This window comes from Burkholderia sp. Bmkn7 (assembly GCF_041103175.1).
In the GTDB taxonomy this organism is placed as follows: domain Bacteria; phylum Pseudomonadota; class Gammaproteobacteria; order Burkholderiales; family Burkholderiaceae; genus Burkholderia; species Burkholderia cepacia.
This window is the reverse complement of the sequence record NZ_JBGCUH010000003.1, coordinates 855,547-874,053: the sequence shown is the minus strand read 5'-3', so window position 1 is coordinate 874,053 and position 18,507 is coordinate 855,547. Positions and strand designations below refer to the sequence as shown.

Sequence of the window (18,507 nt, the reverse complement as noted above, 5' to 3'; positions counted from 1 at the left end):
CCGCACCCGCCATGACGACGCCGCCCAGCCGCCACCCCGCCGCACCCGCACCGGGCCCGCGCTGGGCCGAGCCGATCCGCAAGCGGCTCGTGGCCGGCGTCACGCACCTGACGGCGGGCGGCGGCGGCCCGTCGCTCGACCTCTCCTCCCCGCCCGGAGATCCGGGGCTGTTCGGCCCCGACGCCGTCTGCTGGCGCGTGCATGCCGATTTCACGTCGATGATGACGGGCGGCATCGCTGCACTGCTGCTGCAGGCGCTCCATCCGCTCGCCCTCGCGGGCGTCTGGGATCACTCGTCGTTTCGCACCGACATCCTGGGTCGCTTGCGGCGCACCGCCACGTTCATCACCGGTACGACCTTCGGCAGTCGCGCGGACGCACTCGCACTGATCGAGCGCGTGAAATCGATCCACACGCACATATCGGGCACCGCACCGGACGGACGGCCGTATCGCGCCGACGATCCTGCATTGCTGACCTGGGTGCACGTCGCGGAAGTATCGAGTTTCCTCGCCGCGCATCTGCGCTACGTGAATCCGGCCCTGCCGGGCGAATTGCAGGATCGCTACTACGCCGAGACGGCACGGGTCGCCGAACTGCTCGGCGCACACGAGGTTCCCCGTTCGCGTGCCGAGGTGGCCGCGTATCTCGCGCGCATGCAGCCCGAACTCGAGGCCGGGCCGCGTACGTTCGACGTGATGTCCATCCTGCTGAACGTGCCGGTCGCGAAGCCTGCGCTGCGACCGGCCGCATCACTGGTGATGCATGCCGGAATCGACCTGCTGCCGCCGTGGGCGCAGCGCATGCTCGGCGTGTCGACGTTCGCTCCGCTGCGGCGCGCGGTGGTCCGGCCCGGCATACGGGTCGTCGCGCCCGTGCTGCGCTGGGCGCTCGTGAACGGCGCGTCAAAGCGTGCGCGCCGCCGCGCGACGGCAGCACCGTCCGACGGCACCCCGCCCGCCTGACGATCCGCCTCTTCCTTTCATTTCAATTTGCTGTCAAATACCTGTGACAAGCTGACGGGCTTGCACCCGCGCACGGTCGCACGCGCCGTCCGTCCCGCCTGTCCGTGACCCGCGCGGTGCTCCGCCAATCCGACCGACACCCGATGCCCGCGATGCCACACCTGCCGATCCGTTTCGCCCTCGCCGCCAGCCTGTCCGCCGTCCTCGCCCTCGGCGCCTGTGGAGGCGACGATGTCGCCGCCGTCGCGCGTTCGGACGCGCAAACGCCGTCCGGCGGCACCCCGACCGCGCCTGCGCCTGCGCCTGCGCCGGCGCCGCCCGCCACCGTCACGCCGCAACCGGGCAAGTGGAAGGCCGCCCGTGCGGGCGACCTGATCGACGTGACGCTCGGCGACCTCCATCCGACGCAGGGTGCAATCGGTTACGACCAGATCTACTACAAGCTCGGCCGCTACGAACTGCAGCCCGACAAGAAATTCGACGACTTCTGTGCGGACGAAGGCCTCGGCGGTGTCGCTTCGGCGGGCTACACGGCCAGGTCGGTGCTGCGCGATCCCGCCAGCTACGCATGCACGACGACCGACGCGAACGCCCGCGACCGGTCGGTGCTGAACCCGGTCGTGATCGGCCCGAACGGCGATGCGCTGTACCTGACCGACGGCCACCACGGCCTGTCCACCTACTACGAGACGCCCGACGGCGGCCCGGCGCTGCACGTGCACGTCGTCGTCAAGGACAACCTCAGCGACTACTCGGGCGACGCGTTCTGGCAGCAGATGCAGAGCCGCGGTTATCTGCGCCTCAAGAACGGGGAAGGCAAGCCGATCACGACCGCCCAACTGCCGACCGGGCTCGGCCTGAAACTCGGGATGACGAACGACCGCTACCGCTCGCTCGTCTATTTCACGCGCGACATCGCCTACAGCAAGCCCGCACAAGCCACCGACTACCTCGAGTTCTACTGGGCCGACTGGCTGCGCGCGCAACCGGGCACGTTCTCGCTCGCCGGCTACGACCTGACGCGCGCCGGCGCAACCGACCCCGATCCGGCAAAGGCCGACACGGGGTACCTGAACGCGGTCTGGAATGCGTCGGCGCGCATGGTCGCGGCCACGGATCCCGTGATCGACGGCAAGACGGGCGCCGACCTCGGGCGCGCGGACGCGATCAACGGCGGGAAGAAATACAACAAGGGGGAATTCGACAAGCTGCGCCAGCCGATCGCGGCGGACAAGCCCGGCAAGGTCGCGTACGCGCTCGACTACAAGACCCGCCACGCACTGCCGCAGTAAGCGGCGGGCGCCACGCGGGAAGGAAGCCCCGGCCGGCCATGACGGACGGGGCCTGCTGGCTCAAAGCACCTTGCGGTACCCGTCGTCGTCGCTTGCGGCGTCGAGGTGCGACACGTCGGCCCACTGCACGACCTGCGCACGGCCATCCACGTAATCGACGACGTTGATGCTCGTGTTGAGCAGCTGATAACTGCGCGGCGCCGACAGTTCGATGCCGTTCGCAAACCGGTACACGCTGTCGAGCACGCCGCCATGCGCGACACATGCGATCCGGCCGCCCGGGTGCGCAGCCACGATCGGCTCGAGCGCGTGCAGCACGCGGTGATAGAACTCACGCTGCGACTCGCCGCCTTCCGGCGCGAAACCCGGATCGCGCGTCTGCCACGCCGCGTATGCGTCCGGAAACAACGCCTCGATCTCGGTGCTGTCGTGCCCCTGGAATGCGCCGTACGAGCGTTCCCGCAGCCCTTCCCGCAGCAGCAGCGGCAACCCGAGCGCATCGGCGAAGGGCTGCGCGGTCTGTTGCGCGCGCATCAGGTCGCTCGAATAGACCGCGTCAATCCGTGCACCGTCACGCGCGTCGCGTGCGAGCCGCGCGGCCAGCTTTTGGGCCTGCGCGAGCCCCGTGTCGGCCAGCGGGATGTCGATATGGCCCTGGATGCGCTTGATGCGATTCCAGGCCGTCTCGCCGTGGCGGATGAAAAGAATCTGCGTGGTGGCCATCGCGAGGCGTCTCCGGGGAAGAATCAGGGCCGAACTTGCAGCCAGAATGTCACGGGGCCGTCGTTGACGAGCGACACCTGCATGTCGGCGCCGAACTCGCCCGTCTCGACGACCGGATGGCGCGCCCGGGCGGCCGCGACGAAATAGTCGAACAGCCGCGCGCCTTCGTCGGGCGGCGCGGCCGGCGTGAAGCTCGGACGCAGCCCGCTGTTGGTATCGGCGGCCAGCGTGAACTGCGACACGAGCAGCAGGCCGCCTGCGCGGCCCTCGCCGTCGATATTCGACACCGGCAGGTTCATCTTGCCGGCGGCGTCGCTGAACACGCGGTAGCCGAGCATTTTCGCGAGCAGCTTGTCGGCCGCCGCATCGGTATCGCCGCGCTCCGCGCAGACGAGCGCGAGCAGGCCCGCGCCGATCTCGCCCGTCGTGCGGTCGCCGACGCGCACGTCGGCGCGCTTCACGCGCTGGATCAGCGCGATCATGCGGTCAGCGTGACGCGCGCGAAGCGGCGCTTGCCGACCTGGACGACGAACTCGCCGGCTTCGACCTTCAGGCCCTTGTCCGACACGGTCGCGCCATCGATCTTCACGCCGCCCTGCTCGATATTGCGCAGCGCTTCGCTCGTCGACGGCACGAGGCCCGCCTGCTTCAGCAGCTGGCCGATCGCGAGCGGTGCGCCCGCGAGCGTGACCGACGGGATGTCGTCCGGCACGCCGCCCTTCGCGCGGTGGTTGAAGTCCTCGAGCGCACGTTCGGCGTCGGCCTGCGAGTGGAACCGCGCGACGATTTCCTGCGCGAGCAGCACCTTGAAGTCGCGCGGGTTGCGGCCGCCTTCGGCCTCGCGCTTGAAGCCGGCGATCTCGTCGAGGCCGCGGAACGACAGCAGTTCGAAGTAACGCCACATCAGCGTGTCCGAGATGCTCATCAGCTTGCCGAACATGTCGGTCGGCTTCTCGCTGATGCCGACGTAGTTGCCCTTCGACTTCGACATCTTCTCGACGCCGTCGAGGCCTTCGAGCAACGGCATCGTGAGAATGCACTGCTGTTCCTGGCCGTACTGCTTCTGCAGCTCGCGGCCGACCAGCAGGTTGAACTTCTGGTCGGTGCCGCCCAGCTCGAGATCGGCGTTCAGCGCGACCGAATCGTAGCCCTGCATCAGCGGATACAGGAATTCGTGGATCGAGATCGGCACGCCGCCCTGGAAGCGCTTCGTGAAATCCTCGCGTTCGAGGATCCGCGCAACCGTGTAGCGCGACGCGAGCTTGATCATCCCGTCCGCGCCGAGCGGCATCGACCATTCGCTGTTGTAGCGGATCTCGGTCTTCGCGCGATCGAGCACGAGCGCGGCCTGCTCGAAATAGGTCTTCGCGTTCGACTCGATCTGCTCGCGCGTGAGCGGCGGGCGCGTCGCGTTGCGGCCCGACGGATCGCCGATCAGCGACGTGAAATCGCCGATCAGGAAGATCACCGTGTGGCCGAGGTCCTGCAGCTGACGCATCTTGTTCAGCACGACGGTGTGGCCGATGTGGATGTCGGGTGCGGTCGGGTCGAGGCCGAGCTTGATGCGAAGCGGCGTGCCCGTGGCCGCGCTGCGCGCGAGCTTCTGCGCGAACTCTTCCTCGATCAGCAGCTCGTCGACGCCGCGCTTCGTGACGGCGAGCGCATGCCGGACTTCGTCGGTGATCGGGAAAACAGGCTTGGAACTGGGTTCGGTGCTCATCGGTGCCAGGAAGAATGTCGCAAAAACAGGGATTTTCCCATAACTTGCGCGCCCATCGCTTAACGGCGCGCCGCGTTGCGCGGATAATCGGGCGCAAGGCGCGCGGCACCGGCCCGCGCCGCACGATCCAGGAGAACCCAACGTGCCGCAACGACAGCCGCAAAACGCTCATCCGGCCGACGGCATCTACTTCGGGCTGATGTCGGGAACCAGCATGGACGGCGTCGATGGCGTCGCCGTGCGTTTCGAGGCCGGCAAGGCGCCGGTCGTGCTCGCGGAAGCGTTCGTCGGCTTCGCGCAATCGCTGCGCGATGCGCTGTTCGCGTTGCAGCAGCCCGGCGACGACGAGATCGACCGCGAATCGCTCGCCGCGAACGCGCTGGTCGCGCGCTATGCGGTGTGCTGCCACGAATTGCAGCGCACGGCCGGGCTGTCGCGCGACGAGATCCGCGCGATCGGCGTGCACGGCCAGACCGTGCGCCATCGCCCCGAGCGCGGTTATACGCGGCAGATCAACAACCCGGCACTGCTCGCCGAGCTGACCCAGGTCGACGTGATCGCCGATTTCCGCAGCCGCGACGTCGCGGCAGGCGGCCACGGGGCGCCGCTCGCGCCGGGCTTCCACGCAACGGTGTTCGGCGCAGCGGGCGAGACGCGCGTCGTCTGCAATCTCGGCGGAATCAGCAACATCACGATCCTGCCCGGCGAAGGCGGCGACGTGCGCGGTTTCGACTGCGGCCCCGCGAATGCGCTACTCGACGAATGGGCGACCCGCCATCTGGGCAAGCCGTACGATGACGGCGGCAAGTTCGCGGCGCGCGGCACCGTCCATGCAGCGCTGCTCGACGCGCTGCTCGACGAACCCTATTTCGCCGCACCGCCGCCGAAAAGCACCGGGCGCGACCTGTTCAATCCCGCGTGGCTCGACGCGAAGCTCGCCGCGTTCTCACACGTCGCGTCGCAGGACGTGCAGGCCACCCTCACCGCGCTCACGGCCGTTTCGGTCGCGCGCGAGATCGCACAGCATGCAGCGGGCTGCAAGGCCGTGTTCGTATGCGGCGGCGGCGCACGCAATCCGGTGCTGCTCGATGCGCTCCGGCACGCGCTGCGCGAGGCCGGCGTGCCGGCCACGGTCGATACGACAGCGGCACTCGGCGTGCCGCCTCAGCAGGTCGAGGCACTCGCGTTCGCGTGGCTCGCGTACCGTTTCACCGCGCGCCAGCCCGGCAATCTCGCGACGGTTACCGGTGCGGCCGGCAACCGCGTGCTCGGCGCGCTCTATCCGCGCTGACGCATGGCCGCCCGCGCGGCGAGCGCCGCATGAAAAATGGGCACAAAAAAACGGGGCATGATGCCCCGTTTTTCATTCCGGCGAACCGGCGTGGATCTGTCGTGCGCTCAGACCGAGAACGACGAGCCGCACCCGCAGGTGGTGGTCGCGTTCGGGTTCTTGATCACGAACTGGGCGCCGTTGAGGTCGTCCTTGTAGTCGATCTCGGCGCCGACCAGGTACTGGTAGCTCATCGAGTCGATCAGGAGCTGGACGCCGTTCTTGTTCATCACGGTGTCGTCCTCGTTGACTTCCTCGTCGAACGTGAAGCCATACTGGAAGCCGGAGCAGCCGCCGCCCTGCACGAACACGCGCAGCTTCAGGTCGGGATTGCCCTCTTCGTCGATCAGTTGCTTGACCTTGTCGGCTGCGGCGTCGGTGAAGACGAACGGAACCGGCATTTCGGCCGTCGTTGCTGCGGATTCGGTAACAGCGTTCATTGCGAACTCTCCAAAAAGCTTTAGCCGCTATTGTAGGGCCGATCAGAAGATCGTGCTGATGTCCATGAAATCAATAGGTTCTTGTCGATTTCATCAAACACGCATGCGCAGGCCGCGGCAGCACGCGCCTGGAAGCGGACATAAAAAAACCGCCAGCGCGAAAGCTGGCGGTTTTTCCGGCGGACGCCGCCCGGGAGCGGCGCGGCCATGAAGCGGAATTAACGCTTCGAGAACTGCTTGGCGCGGCGTGCCTTGCGCAGACCGACCTTCTTACGCTCGACTTCACGTGCATCGCGCGTGACGAAGCCTGCGTTCGACAGCGACGGCTTCAGCGTCGCATCGTAGTCGATCAGTGCACGGGTGATGCCGTGGCGCACTGCACCTGCCTGACCCGTTTCGCCGCCGCCGTTCACGTTCACCTTGATGTCGAACGTCTGGCCGTGGTTCGTGAGTTCCAGCGGTTGACGCACGATCATCAGCGACGTTTCGCGCGAGAAGTAGTCAGCGATGGGCTTGCCGTTGACGATGATGTCGCCCTTGCCAGCCTTGATGAAGACACGTGCGACTGCGCTCTTGCGGCGGCCCGTACCGTAGTTCCAGTTACCGATCATGTGGGTCCCCTTAGATCTCGAGCGCCTTCGGCTGTTGAGCCGAGTGCGGATGCGTCGCTTCTGCGTAGACCTTCAGCTTCTTGATCATCGCGTAACCGAGCGGGCCCTTCGGCAGCATGCCCTTGACCGCCTTCTCGAGCGCGCGGCCCGGGAAGCGTTCCTGCATCTTGCCGAACGTCGTTTCATAGATACCGCCCGGGTAGCCCGAGTGACGGTAGTACTTCTTGTCCAGAGTCTTGTTGCCCGTGACCTTCAACTTGCTCGCGTTGATGATGATGATGAAATCACCAGTGTCGACGTGCGGGGTGAACTCAGGCTTGTGCTTGCCGCGCAGACGGCGTGCCACTTCGCTGGCAACACGGCCGAGAACCTTATCCGTCGCGTCAATCACGTACCATTCGCGCGTCACCTCATGGGCTTTTGCGGAAAACGTCTTCATGATCGATCCAAAAAAATTGCTTTGCCCGATGTGTTCTTCCTGCTTGTCTGTGTGCGCTTCGAGGCGCGGTGCAGGCTCTCCCTGTTCTTTTTCCGTGGGCATGAATGCGGAAAAGCCCTGAATTATAAAGGAAATACCGCAACGCGGTCAAAGGGAATCCGCTCACCGTGTCCACGGCGGCCGAAATGGGCCAAAATCCGGTCGTGCCCCGACAAGCCAGGCGAACCGAGCGCCCGGGGAGGCACCCATCGAAGCGCGGCACATGACCTTGCCGCGCCAGACCGGCCGAACACGGAAAACAACAAACAAGCATGATGAATCAACGACTTACACCCTTCCTCGCGGTCGTGATGCTGGCCGCCGCGGCACCTGCCGTCGCCGCCCGCGCCGACTGCGAAGCCAAGCTCGAAGCCCTCGATACACGCGTTGCCGAAGCCCGTGCCGCGCATGCCGAGGATCGCGTCGCCCGCCTGCGCGCGGTGCGCGAACGCGTCCGCCACTTCTGCGCACGCGCTCACGGCCATGCGTCGGCCGTCCACGCGCCGGCGCCCGATGCGCGCCCGCGCGGCACGCCGCCCGACGCGACCTCGCAGCCTGCCGCCAGGCAACCCGCGTAACCTTGCCGGAGCGCGCAAACCGCGCGCCGATGTTTGCATGGGACGAAAAAAAGCCCGAACGGCTGGTTCGGGCTTAATCCACCATAGGAGGAGGGTGGAGGAGACATTCGGAGGTTGCCGCAGCGCGACAACCAATGAGGCTCATTATACGAACGCGTCGTCGACTCCACAAGAAAATTTGCATTGCGAAATCAAACGCCACAATATGAAATTTAATGCGGCGCGTTTGAATCGCTGCTTTTCTCTTTTAAATCAATGACCTGATTCCGGAAGGCACGATCAGGAGCCGCCCTCGTCTAGAGCAAAACCCCTAAGTCCGGTGGGGAATTGAATGTCCGGGGCGCCGCTCAGGCGGCGCCCGCGTTGCGCGTCGTGCACCGCATCAGCCGACCGTTGCGCCGCGGGCTACAATGCCGGATCGAATCCGAATCAGGCAACGCTGGAGTGCAAGCATGGAATGCAAAGTAAGCTGGATGGGCCAGGACGGCATGGCGTTTTCCGCCGAGACCGGCAGCGGCCACCTCGTCGCGATGGATGGCGCGCCCGAAGGCGGCGGTCACAACCTCGCGCCGCGCCCGATGGAGATGGTGCTGCTCGGCACCGGCGGCTGCACGGCCTATGACGTCGTGCTGATCCTGAAGAAGAGCCGCCAGGAAGTCAGCGGCTGCTCGGTCACGCTGAAGGCCGAACGCGCGAGCGAAGACCCGAAGGTGTTCACGAAAGTGCACTTCCACTTCACGGTCACCGGCCGCAACCTGAACCCGGCCACGGTCGAACGCGCGATCAACCTGTCGCACGACAAGTATTGCTCCGCGTCGATCATGATCGCGAAGACGGCCGAACTCACGCATTCGTTCGACATCGTCGCCGGCTGAACGCACGGCGAGCGCACATGAAAAAAGGGCCGGCGCTCCGTTGGGAGACGCCGGCCCTTTCGCATTCGAACGGCAAAGCAGGCCGATAAGCCGGATTCTGTGCACGCTGCGCGCCGAAGCACGCAACGCGTGGCAGCCATTCCTCTAGGCGCGCCATTGCTGACGCGCTCAAGCTTCCTACCCGCAGACGAGACGGGGGCCCCGTCCTGCATCCGAAGATGCGCGCCTGCCTACTTGGAATTGCTCCGGGTGGAGGTTACCGTGCCGGCGAACGTCGCCGTCGCCGCGGTGCGCTCTTACCGCACCGTTTCACCCTTACCTGATCCCGGCTTGCGCCGGGCCATCGGCGGTTTGCTTTCTGTTGCCCTGTTCCGCGTGTCGCCACGGATGGCCGTTAGCCATCACCCTGCCCTGTGGAGTCCGGACTTTCCTCGCCCCGCGCGCCCGAAGGCGGCGAGGCCGCGACTGCCTGGCCTGCTTTGCGACGCGCATTCTAGCACTGCGCGCCGCCGCCGGCAGCGCGCGAGCGGCGGCCGCTGCGAAACACGGCCGGATCGTCGTAGAACGCGGGCTCGGCATTCGCATCGCACCAGCCCGGCACGCCGAGCACCGGGAGCGGCGCGAAATCGCGGCTCGTCAGCGCGCGCGTCGCGAGTTCCGCGGCGACACGGGCGTCGACATGCGCGACGCGTTGCGCGTCGGGCCACGAAAAATAGTCGGCGCCCACTTCGACGATCCACGTGTGCGCGGTGCAGGATTTGTAAGGCGCGACGAGTTTCTCGAGCAGCGCATGACCGACCAGCCGCGCCTCGCAGCGCGTGCCCCACGCCTCGCGCGCGGCGACCAGCAGCCGCGGCCAGTCGAACCCGCGCAGCGCGTCGGCGAGCGCACGGTCGGCCGTCACGAACAACGCGGCGTTCTCGTCGAACAGCGTGAGCGCGTCGCGCAACGTGCCGCGCACGGGGCCGACCCCGCCCGCCGCGTCGATCGCCGCGGCCTGGCGCGCGTTCAGTGCGGCCTTGATGCGCGGATACGCGAACCAGACGAGCGCGTTGAAGAAGTCGTGAAGATTGGGGCGGGTCGGGACACCGCCCGTCTCCGCGATATGGGTCTCGTACGCGACGCCGGGCGGCAATGCGGCCTGCGGCACGAACCGCAGCGGCCGGCCACGGCCGCTGATGCGCGGGCCGTCTGGCACGGGATCGCTCGGGGCATCATTCAGGGCGCCGTTCAGCGCGTCGAGCAGCGCGGCCTCGCCCGCCCTTGCAGCCGCCTGTACGACGCGGCCGGGGCCCGCGTAGGGCGCGAGCCACGGCACGGACCAGTCGATCCGCGCAAAATCCGCCGCCCCGCTACCGGCCGCCTGGCCAGGTTCGCGCGGCGGCGCGAAGGTCACGCCAGTTTCCAGCCGATCGTCTCGCCGCCGCGCAGCGGCACGACGGGCGTATCGCCCGCGAAGATCTCGCGCGGCAACTCCCATGCCTCGCGACGCAGCGTGACCGTCTCGGCGCTGCGCGGCAGCCCGTAGAAATCGGCGCCGAAGAAGCTCGCGAAGCCTTCCAGCTTGTCGAGCGCACCGGCGTGGTCGAACGCTTCCGCATACAGTTCGAGCGCATGCAGCGCCGTATAGCAGCCTGCGCAGCCGCACGCGGTTTCCTTCGCGTCGCGCGCATGCGGCGCGCTGTCGGTACCGAGGAAGAAGCGCGGGTTGCCCGACGTCGCGGCCTCGACCAGCGCGACGCGATGCGTCTCGCGCTTCAGCACCGGCAGGCAGTAGTAATGCGGGCGAATCCCGCCGACGAACAGCGCATTGCGGTTGTACAGCAGGTGATGCGCGGTGATCGTCGCGCCGAGCAGGCCGGGCGCCGCATCGGCGTCGCGCACGTAGTCGGCCGCGTCCTTCGTCGTGATGTGCTCGAACACGACCTTCAGGCCCGGGAAATCGCGGCGCAGCGGCGTCATCACGCGGTCGATGAAGACCTTCTCGCGGTCGAACAGGTCGATCGATGCATCGGTCACCTCGCCGTGCACGAGCAGCGGCATGCCGGTTTCCTGCATCGCCTCGAGCGTCTTCGCGCATTTCGCGAGATCGGTGACACCGTGGTCGGAATTCGTCGTCGCACCGGCCGGATACAGCTTCACGCCGTGCACGAAGCCGCTTTCGCGCGCGCGGCGGATCTCGTCGGGCGGCGTGTTGTCGGTCAGGTACAGCGTCATCAGCGGTTCGAACGTCATCCCGGCCGGCAGCGCGGCGAGGATGCGCTCGCGATAGGCCTGCGCCTGCGCGGTGGTCGTCACCGGCGGCTTCAGGTTCGGCATGACGATCGCGCGGCCGAACTGGCGCGCGGTATGCGGCAGCACGGCGGCCAGCATGTCGCCGTCTCGCAGGTGCAGGTGCCAGTCGTCGGGACGGGCGAGCGAGAGCGTCGCCGGGGAGGAAGCGTTCGAGGCAGTCATAGGAGGCGTCGTGAGGAACGGCCGGGCCATCGGCGGGGCCGGAACGCGCGTGCGCGGGCCGACTGACGGCAAACCGCAACACGGGGCCTTTGGCCAGCGGAATCCGCTTTTTACCGCTCAGGGCTCGGTGATATGCTAGAAGCCGCATTGTACCGGGGTTCGCCCGGTTCGTTACCCCCCGCCTCAGCCTGCTGCCCCAAGTAAAATGTGCCAACTCTTAGGAATGAACTGCGCCGCGCCGACGGACGTCACATTCTCCTTCACAGGTTTCGCGGCCCGGGGCGGGCTCACCGATCACCATGCCGACGGCTGGGGCATCGCGTTCTTCGAGGACAAGGCCTGCCGCCTGTTCATCGATCACCAGGCATCGGCCACGTCGCCGATCGCCGAAATGGTGAAGCGCTACCCGATCAAGTCCAAGAACACCATCGCGCACATCCGCAAGGCGACGCAGGGCCACATCCTGCTCGAGAACAGCCATCCGTTCATGCGCGAGCTGTGGGGCCGGCACTGGATCTTCGCGCATAACGGCGACCTCCAGGACTACGCACCGGACATGGACGGCAGCGTCTATCATCCGGTCGGCACGACCGACAGCGAACAGGCGTTCTGCGTGCTGATGCAGGGGCTGCGCGAAACGTTTCCCGGCGCGCAGCCGCCGCTGCCCGAACTGTTCGAGCGCGTCGGCGAGCTGACACGCGGCATCACCGATCACGGCGTGTTCAATTTCCTGATGTCGAACGGCCAGGCGCTGTTCGCGCACTGCTCGACGCGGCTGCACTACCTCGTGCGGCGCTGGCCGTTCTCGACCGCGCATCTCGTCGACGAAGACCTGTCGATCGACTTCGCGAAATACACGACGCCCGAGGATCGCGTCGCGGTGATCGCGACGCAGCCGCTCACCGACAACGAAGTCTGGACCGCGTTCGAGCCGGGCGAACTGATCATGTTCCAGTGCGGCGACGTCGCCGCGCGGATGCGGATCCCGGTGCCCGAACGCGTGCTCGAGAAGCTGCGCAATCCGGCGCTCGACGCATCGGCGTCGGCGCCGCGTGACACGCGCGAGGCGCTCGCCACTGCCGCCGACGTCGATTCCGACGACGCGATCGACTTCTGAGCCCGGCGCGCTGGCGCCCCTCCCCTGTCAGCCACTGCCCGGCGAGTCGACGGCTCGCCGCCGGGGTATATCACTCGCCGGCTGCCGATTCCGGTTCATCCGGGCCAAATTCCCGTATATCGAAGCGAAACAACACAACATTCGCCCGATTCGATTCGTTTCAATATAAAACGATCCAGGCGAGAAAATAATAAATCACCCAATCGGAATGCAGACAATCCGGAAACCGCATTTTAACGCACCAACCTGATGCAAACCGTGCGCCACCCCACTGATCCCGCGATCACGAACCCGCACGTAAATAATCGGCAGAATCCTTACCCCGCAAGGCTTTCAGTTCGATTCGTCACACAATCAAGAAATACAGAATAAAAACAGCACTATTGCCGCATTTGTTAGCTTCCCGACAATTCACCTCCTTCCCGATCAGTAGAGTCCGCTCATCCTCGGTGTAACGAATCGCGAATGGCGGAGATACGGCCACGGCCGCCGCGCATCCATTCACGTCATTCCTCACCGCGGATTGCGATTTCACTGCACCGCGGTGAAAACCACATGAAAACAAGAGAGAGGGGCTTGTCGTGAATCACTCATTTCGATCGATATGGAGCGAGACCACCGGCTGCTGGGTCGCGGTTGCGGAAACGGCGCGGGCGCGCGGCAAGCGGTCGGGCAGCCCATCCGGCGCAGGCCTGCGCGCCGCCCACACGGCAGCGCGCCGGACGCCGCTTCGCGCCGCGGCACTCGGTGCCGTGCTGGCCATGCTGTCGGCAAGCTCCGCGTACGCATCGACGTGCGGCAGCGGCGCGGCCGTCGCGAGCGGCGGTACCTGCGCGCTCGGCAGCTTCAGCCCGACCGTCAATGACGACCTCGCCGGCGCCACGACCGTCTCGGGCGGCGACCGCGTCGGCCTGACGGGCGCATGGACCGGCGCAACCGGCGACATGGGCTACACGCCGATGCCGTTCGCCAACACGCCCATCATTTCAGGTAATCCGGATCAGCCGCTGGTGTCGCTCGGCGGCAAGACGCAGAGCGTCGGCACCCCCGACTCGATCACGGGCGGCCATACGTCCGTCGCCACTTACGACTCGGCCGCGTTCGTCGCGTCGAACGCGGGCTCGACCGTCGTGCAGGTCTATCACGACGTGAACGGCGACCAGTACGTGAACACGCGCATCGGCACGGTCGCGAATTCGGGCGGCACGCTCGACGTATCGATCGGCAACCCCGCGAACGCGCCCGCGGCGACCGGCAACGCGATCACGATCGCGGCCAAGCAGACCGACCTGACCTACGCGGACGGCACCGGCTCGACACCGAGCGTCATCAACTGGAATTCGCGGAACCAGGTCTGGTTCATCACCGGCGACTATCTGGCAAGCGGCGGCCCCGTCGGCCGCGTCGAGCTCGACGTGCCGACCTACGCGGGCACCTTCACCGCGTTCGACGGCAGCAAGTGGACCGTCACCGACGCCGCGTCGCTCGCCGCGTACAACAACTTTCTCGTGCGTTCGGTCCAGAGCGGCGCACTCGGCTCGCAGGCAGCCTACGACAATGCGTTCGGCCAGGCCGTGACGTTCGCCACGCAAACCTTCGAGTATGCGAACAACGTGTCGCCCGACGACAAGAACGCGCTCCCCAGAAACTATCCGTCGGTGATGCACGGCACGGGCGCGAACGCGACGCTGCACATCGGCAAGGACGGGCAGATCGACTTCCGCGGCGCCAATACGATCGACGCGAGCGCGGCCGTCGTCGCGGAAAACGACGCGCACTTCGTCAACGACGGGCGCCTGTCGGGCGACTTCAACCTGGTGCGCCTGTTGAGCGGCGCAAGCGGCGTCAACAACGGCGTGATTTCGTCCGGTTACACGGCGGGCGACAATTTCGGCACGGGCGGCACCGCATCACCCGACAATTTCGGCCTCAATACGTACGTCGAAGGCAGCGGCGTGTATGCCAACGGCACGGGCACCACGTTCGTCAACAACGGCGTGATGAACGTCGGTGCGTGGAATCTCGACCACAACCGGCTCGACCTGCAGAACTACGCGATCGCCGCGACCGACGGTGCGAGCGCATCGAACGCCGGCACGATCAACGTCGGCGTCAACGCGACGACGCTCGACAGCCAGGTGATCGGCGGCCTCGTCGCCGGCGGCAGCTTCACGAACGAAGCCGGCGGCACGATCTATCTCGGCCGCGCGGCCCAGTACGATGCCGGCACGCCGGAGGCCGCGAACGACGTCGCGCTGTCCGCGCACTCATACGGCATCCTGCTCGGCCCGTCGGGCACCGCGAACAACCTCGGCACGATCGTGATCGGATCGCAGACGCAGAACGGCGCCGCCATGGCAAGCATCAACTCGTCGTCGGGCACGCTGACCAACGCGGGCTCGATCGTCGTCAACGGTGCGGCGCCCGGCACGCCGCTCGCCGACGTCGGCATGCTCGCGGCCAACACGGCGGCGACCGTGACCAACACCGGCACCATCACGCTGAACGGCGTAAACGGCATCGGCATCATGGTCGTCGGGACCGGCACGAACGCGACGGCCGCGACCTCGACCGGCACGATCAACGTGGCCGGCAGCCTCGATCCCGCATCGGGCACACGAAACTACGGCGTGTGGGCCGAGGGGCCGCACGCGAAAGCCACGCTCGACGGCGCACTCAACCTGACGGGCACCGGCGCGATCGGCGTGCACGCGCGCTCGGGCGCAACGATCGACGTCGGCGCCAACGCGGTGCCGGCGTTCATGTCGGGCACCAGCCAGATCGGCTTCTATGCGTATGGCGCCGGCTCGAAGATCAACGTCGCCGCGCAGCACCTGAGCGTCGACACCGACGATTCGACGCTGTTCCGAGTCGCGGGCGGCGCTGCCTACACGGGCGCGTCGGCAGCCGGAACGCTGACGACCGACGTCAACGGCCAGCGCGCGCACGGCGTGCTCGCGACCGACGCCGGCACCGCGCTGTCGACCGGTAACGCGATCTACAACGTCAACGGCGCGAACGGGATCGCGATCGGAGTCGAGGGCGGCGCGCAAGGCACGATCGACGCGGGCGCGACGATCAACCTGAATGCCGCAGGCGCGATCGCAGGCGTCGTCGACGGCCAGGCGCACGACCTCGCCGGCGCCAATGCCGGCGCGCCGGTCGCGACGACGCTGACCAACGACGCGGCCGTTACGTCGTCGACCGCGGGCGTGACGGGCTTCGTCGCGCAGAACCTCGGCACGCTCGAGAACCGCGACTCGGTGCTGCTGACGGGCGCCGGCTCGACGGGCGTCGTGGTCGGCACGCTCGGCACGGTGAACAACGCGTCGACGATCCGCGTCTCGAACGGCACCGGTGCGCTCGTGCAGGGCGCGTCGGCCACGCTGGCCAACGCGGGTTCGATCGAAGCCGACGACGGCGTCGCGGGCGTGCGTCTGACGGGTGCCGGCGCATCGGTCGCGCTGTCGGGCACCGGCACCGTGATCGCGAACGGCAGCGCCGACGGCGTGCTGATCGACTCGACCGTATCAGGCGGCGGGATCGCGGCCGGTGCGACGTCGATCGCGGCCGGCGGTTCGGGCAGCGGGATTCACAACCTCGGCACGAATACGACGATCGCGCTGTCCGGCACACAGGTCACGACGACCGGCGGCGGCGCGAGCGGCATCGTGTCGACGGGCGGCGGCGCGCGCATCGCGGCCGATGCGGCGACGGTCGTGCGCACCGCCGGCAGCAACGCGCTCGGCATCCACGTGACGGGCGCGGATTCGACGCTCGCGGCGACCGGCACGACCGTCGCGACGACGGGTGCCGGCGCACACGCGATCGTCATGGATGGCGGCGCGACGGCCCTGCTGTCGGCCGCGAAGATCGCCGCATCGGGCAGCCTGGCCGACGGCATCGTCGCACGCAACGGCGGCCGCATCGGCGATACGGGCTCGACGATCGCCAGCGCCGCCGGCAACGGCGCAACCGCCGACAGCGGCGGCGTGCTCGCACTGACCGGCACGACGCTCAAGGGCGCGGCGGCCGGCGTGCTGACGTCCGATACGCTCGCAAACGGCGCGACGAGTTCGGTGCTCGTCGACGGCGGCAGCGTGTCGTCCGCGACCGGCCCGGCCTTCGCCGCGCGCGGCGGCACGGCCGACATCGCGGTGCGCAACGGCACGGTCGTGACGGCCGGCAACGGTACGCTGCTCGACCTGTCGAACGGCAGCAACGCCACCTTCACCGCCTCGGCCGTGAACCTGGCCGGCGACATCGTCTCGGACGCCTCGAGCACCGGCAACGTGCTCCTCGCGAACGGCACGACGCTGACCGGCAAGATCGACCCGGTCGCACTGACCGTCGACCCCACCAGCACGTGGCGCATGACGGGCAGCTCCGTGCTGAGCAGCCTGAACAACGCGGGCCTGGTCGCGTTCGCCGCGCCGACCGGTTCGCCGACGCTCGCGGGCAGCTACAAGACGCTCACGACCGGCAGCTACGTCGGCAACGGCGGCACGATCGCGCTCAACACGTTCCTCGGCGCCGACGCATCGCCGACCGACCGGGTGATCGTGAACGGCGGCACGGCGAGCGGCACGACGGGCCTGAAGATCGCCAACACGGCCGGCACCGGCGCGCAGACGAAGGGCGACGGGATTCCGGTGGTCGTCACGACCAACGGCGGCACGACCACCGCATCGGCATTCCAGCTCGCCGGGCCCGTGCAGGCGGGCGCGTACGAATACCGGCTCTATCGCGGCGGGCAAGGCGACGCGAACGGCTGGTACCTGCGCTCGCAACTCGATCCGTCGGACCCGGGCGACCCGATCCACCCGTCCGGTGGCGGCGACGGCGGCGGGAACGGCAACGGCAGCGGCGGCACGCTCGCGTATCGCCCCGGTGTCGCCGGCTACGCGCTCACGCCGCTGCTGAACGCCGACTACGGCTTCTCGACGCTCGGCAAGCTGCACGAGCGCGTCGGCGACATCGCCAACCTCGACAAGCAGCAGCCCGGCAATCGCGACGGCGTGTGGGGGCGCATCGGCGGCCAGAGCCTCGACGCGAACGCGGGCCGCTTCTCGGCCGACGAGCGCACCTTCTTCGCGCAGTTCGGCAAGGACTGGACGCTCGACCAGGCGCCGAACGGCGGCGCCAGCACGCATGCGGGCGTGACGGCCAGCATCGGCGTGTCGAACGCGAGCTTCAGCGACATGGCACGCGCCGATACGGCCAACCTGTCGACGTCGACGGGCTCGGTCGAGATGCACGCGCAGAGCGTCGGCGGCTACTGGACGAAGTACCTGTCCGACGGCACGTACTTCGACAGCGTCGGGCAGGTCACGCACTACGGCAACCGCTATCGCGACAGCTACGGCAACGAGGCGTCGCAAAACGGCTTCGGCGTCGCGCTGTCGCAGGAAGTCGGCAAACCCTTCGCGATCGGCGGCCTGCCCGTCGCGGTCGAGCCGCAGGCGCAGCTGATGTACCAGTACCTGAAGCTGAACGGGTTCAACGACAACGTATCGGCGGTATCGGGTACGACGACGAACGCGCTGCGCGGCCGCGTCGGGGTGCGCATCTTCCGGCCGAACCTGCAGTCCGGTTCGGGCGGCAGCGCTGCCACGCCGTACTTCACGGCCGACGTGCTGCACGACTTCCTGTCGCCGGGCCAGACCGTCGTCGGCGGCACGCCGTTCGCGACGCATCTCGGCCGCACGTGGTACGAGCTCGGCGTCGGCGTGACCGCGGGCTTCGGCAAGTCGGGCGAGCTGTACGCGAACGCGAAGATCGCGCGCAACATCGGCGGCGACTATCGCCGCGGCATCGTCGGGCAGGTCGGCTACCGCTACAGCTGGTAACGCCCGCGAGCGGCGGACAGCGGACGAAAAAAACCGCCCGGCGCTCGGCCGGGCGGTGTCCGCATCGACGCG

At 67.6% G+C, this 18,507-nt stretch carries 15 protein-coding genes and 1 other RNA gene; 7 read left to right on the top strand and 9 right to left on the bottom strand.

Going from position 1 to position 18,507, the window contains the following annotated elements:
- The first annotated feature begins 11 nt into the window (after positions 1-11).
- Both AB3K92_RS25520 and AB3K92_RS25515 read left to right on the top strand, forming a co-directional pair.
- On the top strand, positions 12-965 hold the full coding sequence (locus AB3K92_RS25520; RefSeq protein WP_059497173.1) for an oxygenase MpaB family protein: 954 nt from the start codon (positions 12-14) through the stop codon (positions 963-965).
- A 152-nt stretch (positions 966-1,117) separates the two neighbouring features.
- Positions 1,118-2,257 carry a ParB/Srx family N-terminal domain-containing protein gene (locus AB3K92_RS25515; RefSeq protein ID WP_369466855.1) on the top strand — a complete coding sequence of 380 codons (1,140 nt, stop codon included), beginning with the start codon at positions 1,118-1,120 and terminating at the stop codon, positions 2,255-2,257.
- Between the two features lie 60 nt (positions 2,258-2,317).
- Here AB3K92_RS25515 and AB3K92_RS25510 read toward each other — a convergent pair whose 3' ends face one another.
- Genes AB3K92_RS25510 through tyrS form a run of 3 tightly spaced genes read right to left on the bottom strand, consistent with a single transcriptional unit; the run spans position 2,318 to position 4,700 of the window.
- Positions 2,318-2,980: a histidine phosphatase family protein gene (locus AB3K92_RS25510; RefSeq protein WP_059487104.1), complete on the bottom strand. Its 663-nt coding sequence runs from the start codon at positions 2,978-2,980 to the stop codon at positions 2,318-2,320.
- 23 nt (positions 2,981-3,003) lie between these two features.
- Positions 3,004-3,462, bottom strand: a complete 459-nt coding sequence (dtd, locus tag AB3K92_RS25505) for a D-aminoacyl-tRNA deacylase (protein ID WP_011350959.1) — start codon at positions 3,460-3,462, stop codon at positions 3,004-3,006.
- A complete protein-coding gene (gene tyrS / locus AB3K92_RS25500) occupies positions 3,459-4,700 on the bottom strand; it encodes a tyrosine--tRNA ligase (RefSeq protein ID WP_021163702.1) in 1,242 nt (413 codons plus the stop codon). The genes dtd and tyrS overlap by 4 nt, the downstream gene beginning before the upstream one ends.
- A gap of 142 nt (positions 4,701-4,842) precedes the next feature.
- Here tyrS and AB3K92_RS25495 point away from each other — a divergent pair, with 142 nt between their 5' ends.
- Positions 4,843-5,991, top strand: a complete 1,149-nt coding sequence (locus tag AB3K92_RS25495) for an anhydro-N-acetylmuramic acid kinase (RefSeq protein WP_048024141.1) — start codon at positions 4,843-4,845, stop codon at positions 5,989-5,991.
- A gap of 107 nt (positions 5,992-6,098) precedes the next feature.
- On the opposite strand, the gene erpA is transcribed toward AB3K92_RS25495, so the two are convergent.
- The 3 genes from erpA to rplM all read right to left on the bottom strand — a co-directional run bounded on the left by erpA (position 6,099) and on the right by rplM (position 7,520).
- The gene (gene erpA, locus AB3K92_RS25490) at positions 6,099-6,470 is read right to left on the bottom strand and encodes an iron-sulfur cluster insertion protein ErpA (RefSeq protein ID WP_006751888.1); all 372 of its coding nucleotides are present in this window, start codon (positions 6,468-6,470) and stop codon (positions 6,099-6,101) included.
- Between the two features lie 218 nt (positions 6,471-6,688).
- Positions 6,689-7,081 (bottom strand): 30S ribosomal protein S9, encoded by a 393-nt coding sequence (gene rpsI, locus AB3K92_RS25485; RefSeq protein ID WP_011883283.1) that lies wholly within the window; start codon positions 7,079-7,081, stop codon positions 6,689-6,691.
- 10 nt (positions 7,082-7,091) lie between these two features.
- Entirely contained in the window at positions 7,092-7,520 is a 429-nt protein-coding gene (gene rplM, locus AB3K92_RS25480) for a 50S ribosomal protein L13 (RefSeq protein WP_009687896.1), read from the bottom strand.
- A 311-nt stretch (positions 7,521-7,831) separates the two neighbouring features.
- On the opposite strand from rplM, the gene AB3K92_RS25475 reads away from it, so the two are divergent.
- Together AB3K92_RS25475 and AB3K92_RS25470 are read left to right on the top strand one after the other, a co-directional pair.
- The gene (locus AB3K92_RS25475) at positions 7,832-8,137 is read left to right on the top strand and encodes a DUF1090 family protein (protein WP_059487098.1); all 306 of its coding nucleotides are present in this window, start codon (positions 7,832-7,834) and stop codon (positions 8,135-8,137) included.
- 410 nt (positions 8,138-8,547) lie between these two features.
- Positions 8,548-9,012: an OsmC family protein gene (locus AB3K92_RS25470; protein WP_027788367.1), complete on the top strand. Its 465-nt coding sequence runs from the start codon at positions 8,548-8,550 to the stop codon at positions 9,010-9,012.
- Between the two features lie 70 nt (positions 9,013-9,082).
- Here the strand turns inward: AB3K92_RS25470 and rnpB are convergent.
- The 3 genes from rnpB to pyrC form a co-directional block, all read right to left on the bottom strand.
- Positions 9,083-9,493: RNase P RNA component class A (rnpB, locus tag AB3K92_RS25465), an RNA gene on the bottom strand.
- Between the two features lie 12 nt (positions 9,494-9,505).
- A complete protein-coding gene (locus AB3K92_RS25460; protein ID WP_369466056.1) occupies positions 9,506-10,408 on the bottom strand; it encodes a DUF3025 domain-containing protein in 903 nt (300 codons plus the stop codon).
- Positions 10,405-11,469, bottom strand: coding sequence for a dihydroorotase (gene pyrC / locus AB3K92_RS25455; RefSeq protein WP_027788369.1), 1,065 nt, complete (start codon positions 11,467-11,469; stop codon positions 10,405-10,407). Before pyrC ends, AB3K92_RS25460 begins: the two co-directional genes overlap by 4 nt.
- A gap of 205 nt (positions 11,470-11,674) precedes the next feature.
- Between pyrC and AB3K92_RS25450 the strand changes: the two genes are divergently transcribed.
- Positions 11,675-12,586 (top strand): class II glutamine amidotransferase, encoded by a 912-nt coding sequence (locus AB3K92_RS25450; protein WP_081052699.1) that lies wholly within the window; start codon positions 11,675-11,677, stop codon positions 12,584-12,586.
- A 581-nt stretch (positions 12,587-13,167) separates the two neighbouring features.
- Positions 13,168-18,435, top strand: a complete 5,268-nt coding sequence (locus AB3K92_RS25445) for an autotransporter outer membrane beta-barrel domain-containing protein (protein WP_369466053.1) — start codon at positions 13,168-13,170, stop codon at positions 18,433-18,435.
- Positions 18,436-18,507 lie beyond the last annotated feature (72 nt).

Bases quoted from the DNA above. Each gene is read 5' to 3' on its own strand.
- AB3K92_RS25520 (WP_059497173.1), top strand. From the start codon at position 12: ATGACGACGCCGCCCAGCCGCCACCCCGCCGCACCCGCACCGGGCCCG.
- AB3K92_RS25515 (WP_369466855.1), top strand. From the start codon at position 1,118: ATGCCACACCTGCCGATCCGTTTCGCCCTCGCCGCCAGCCTGTCCGCC.
- AB3K92_RS25510 (WP_059487104.1), bottom strand. From the start codon at position 2,980: ATGGCCACCACGCAGATTCTTTTCATCCGCCACGGCGAGACGGCCTGG.
- dtd (WP_011350959.1), bottom strand. From the start codon at position 3,462: ATGATCGCGCTGATCCAGCGCGTGAAGCGCGCCGACGTGCGCGTCGGC.
- tyrS (WP_021163702.1), bottom strand. From the start codon at position 4,700: ATGAGCACCGAACCCAGTTCCAAGCCTGTTTTCCCGATCACCGACGAA.
- erpA (WP_006751888.1), bottom strand. From the start codon at position 6,470: ATGAACGCTGTTACCGAATCCGCAGCAACGACGGCCGAAATGCCGGTT.
- rpsI (WP_011883283.1), bottom strand. From the start codon at position 7,081: ATGATCGGTAACTGGAACTACGGTACGGGCCGCCGCAAGAGCGCAGTC.
- rplM (WP_009687896.1), bottom strand. From the start codon at position 7,520: ATGAAGACGTTTTCCGCAAAAGCCCATGAGGTGACGCGCGAATGGTAC.
- AB3K92_RS25475 (WP_059487098.1), top strand. From the start codon at position 7,832: ATGATGAATCAACGACTTACACCCTTCCTCGCGGTCGTGATGCTGGCC.
- AB3K92_RS25470 (WP_027788367.1), top strand. From the start codon at position 8,548: ATGCCGGATCGAATCCGAATCAGGCAACGCTGGAGTGCAAGCATGGAA.
- pyrC (WP_027788369.1), bottom strand. From the start codon at position 11,469: ATGACTGCCTCGAACGCTTCCTCCCCGGCGACGCTCTCGCTCGCCCGT.
- AB3K92_RS25450 (WP_081052699.1), top strand. From the start codon at position 11,675: ATGTGCCAACTCTTAGGAATGAACTGCGCCGCGCCGACGGACGTCACA.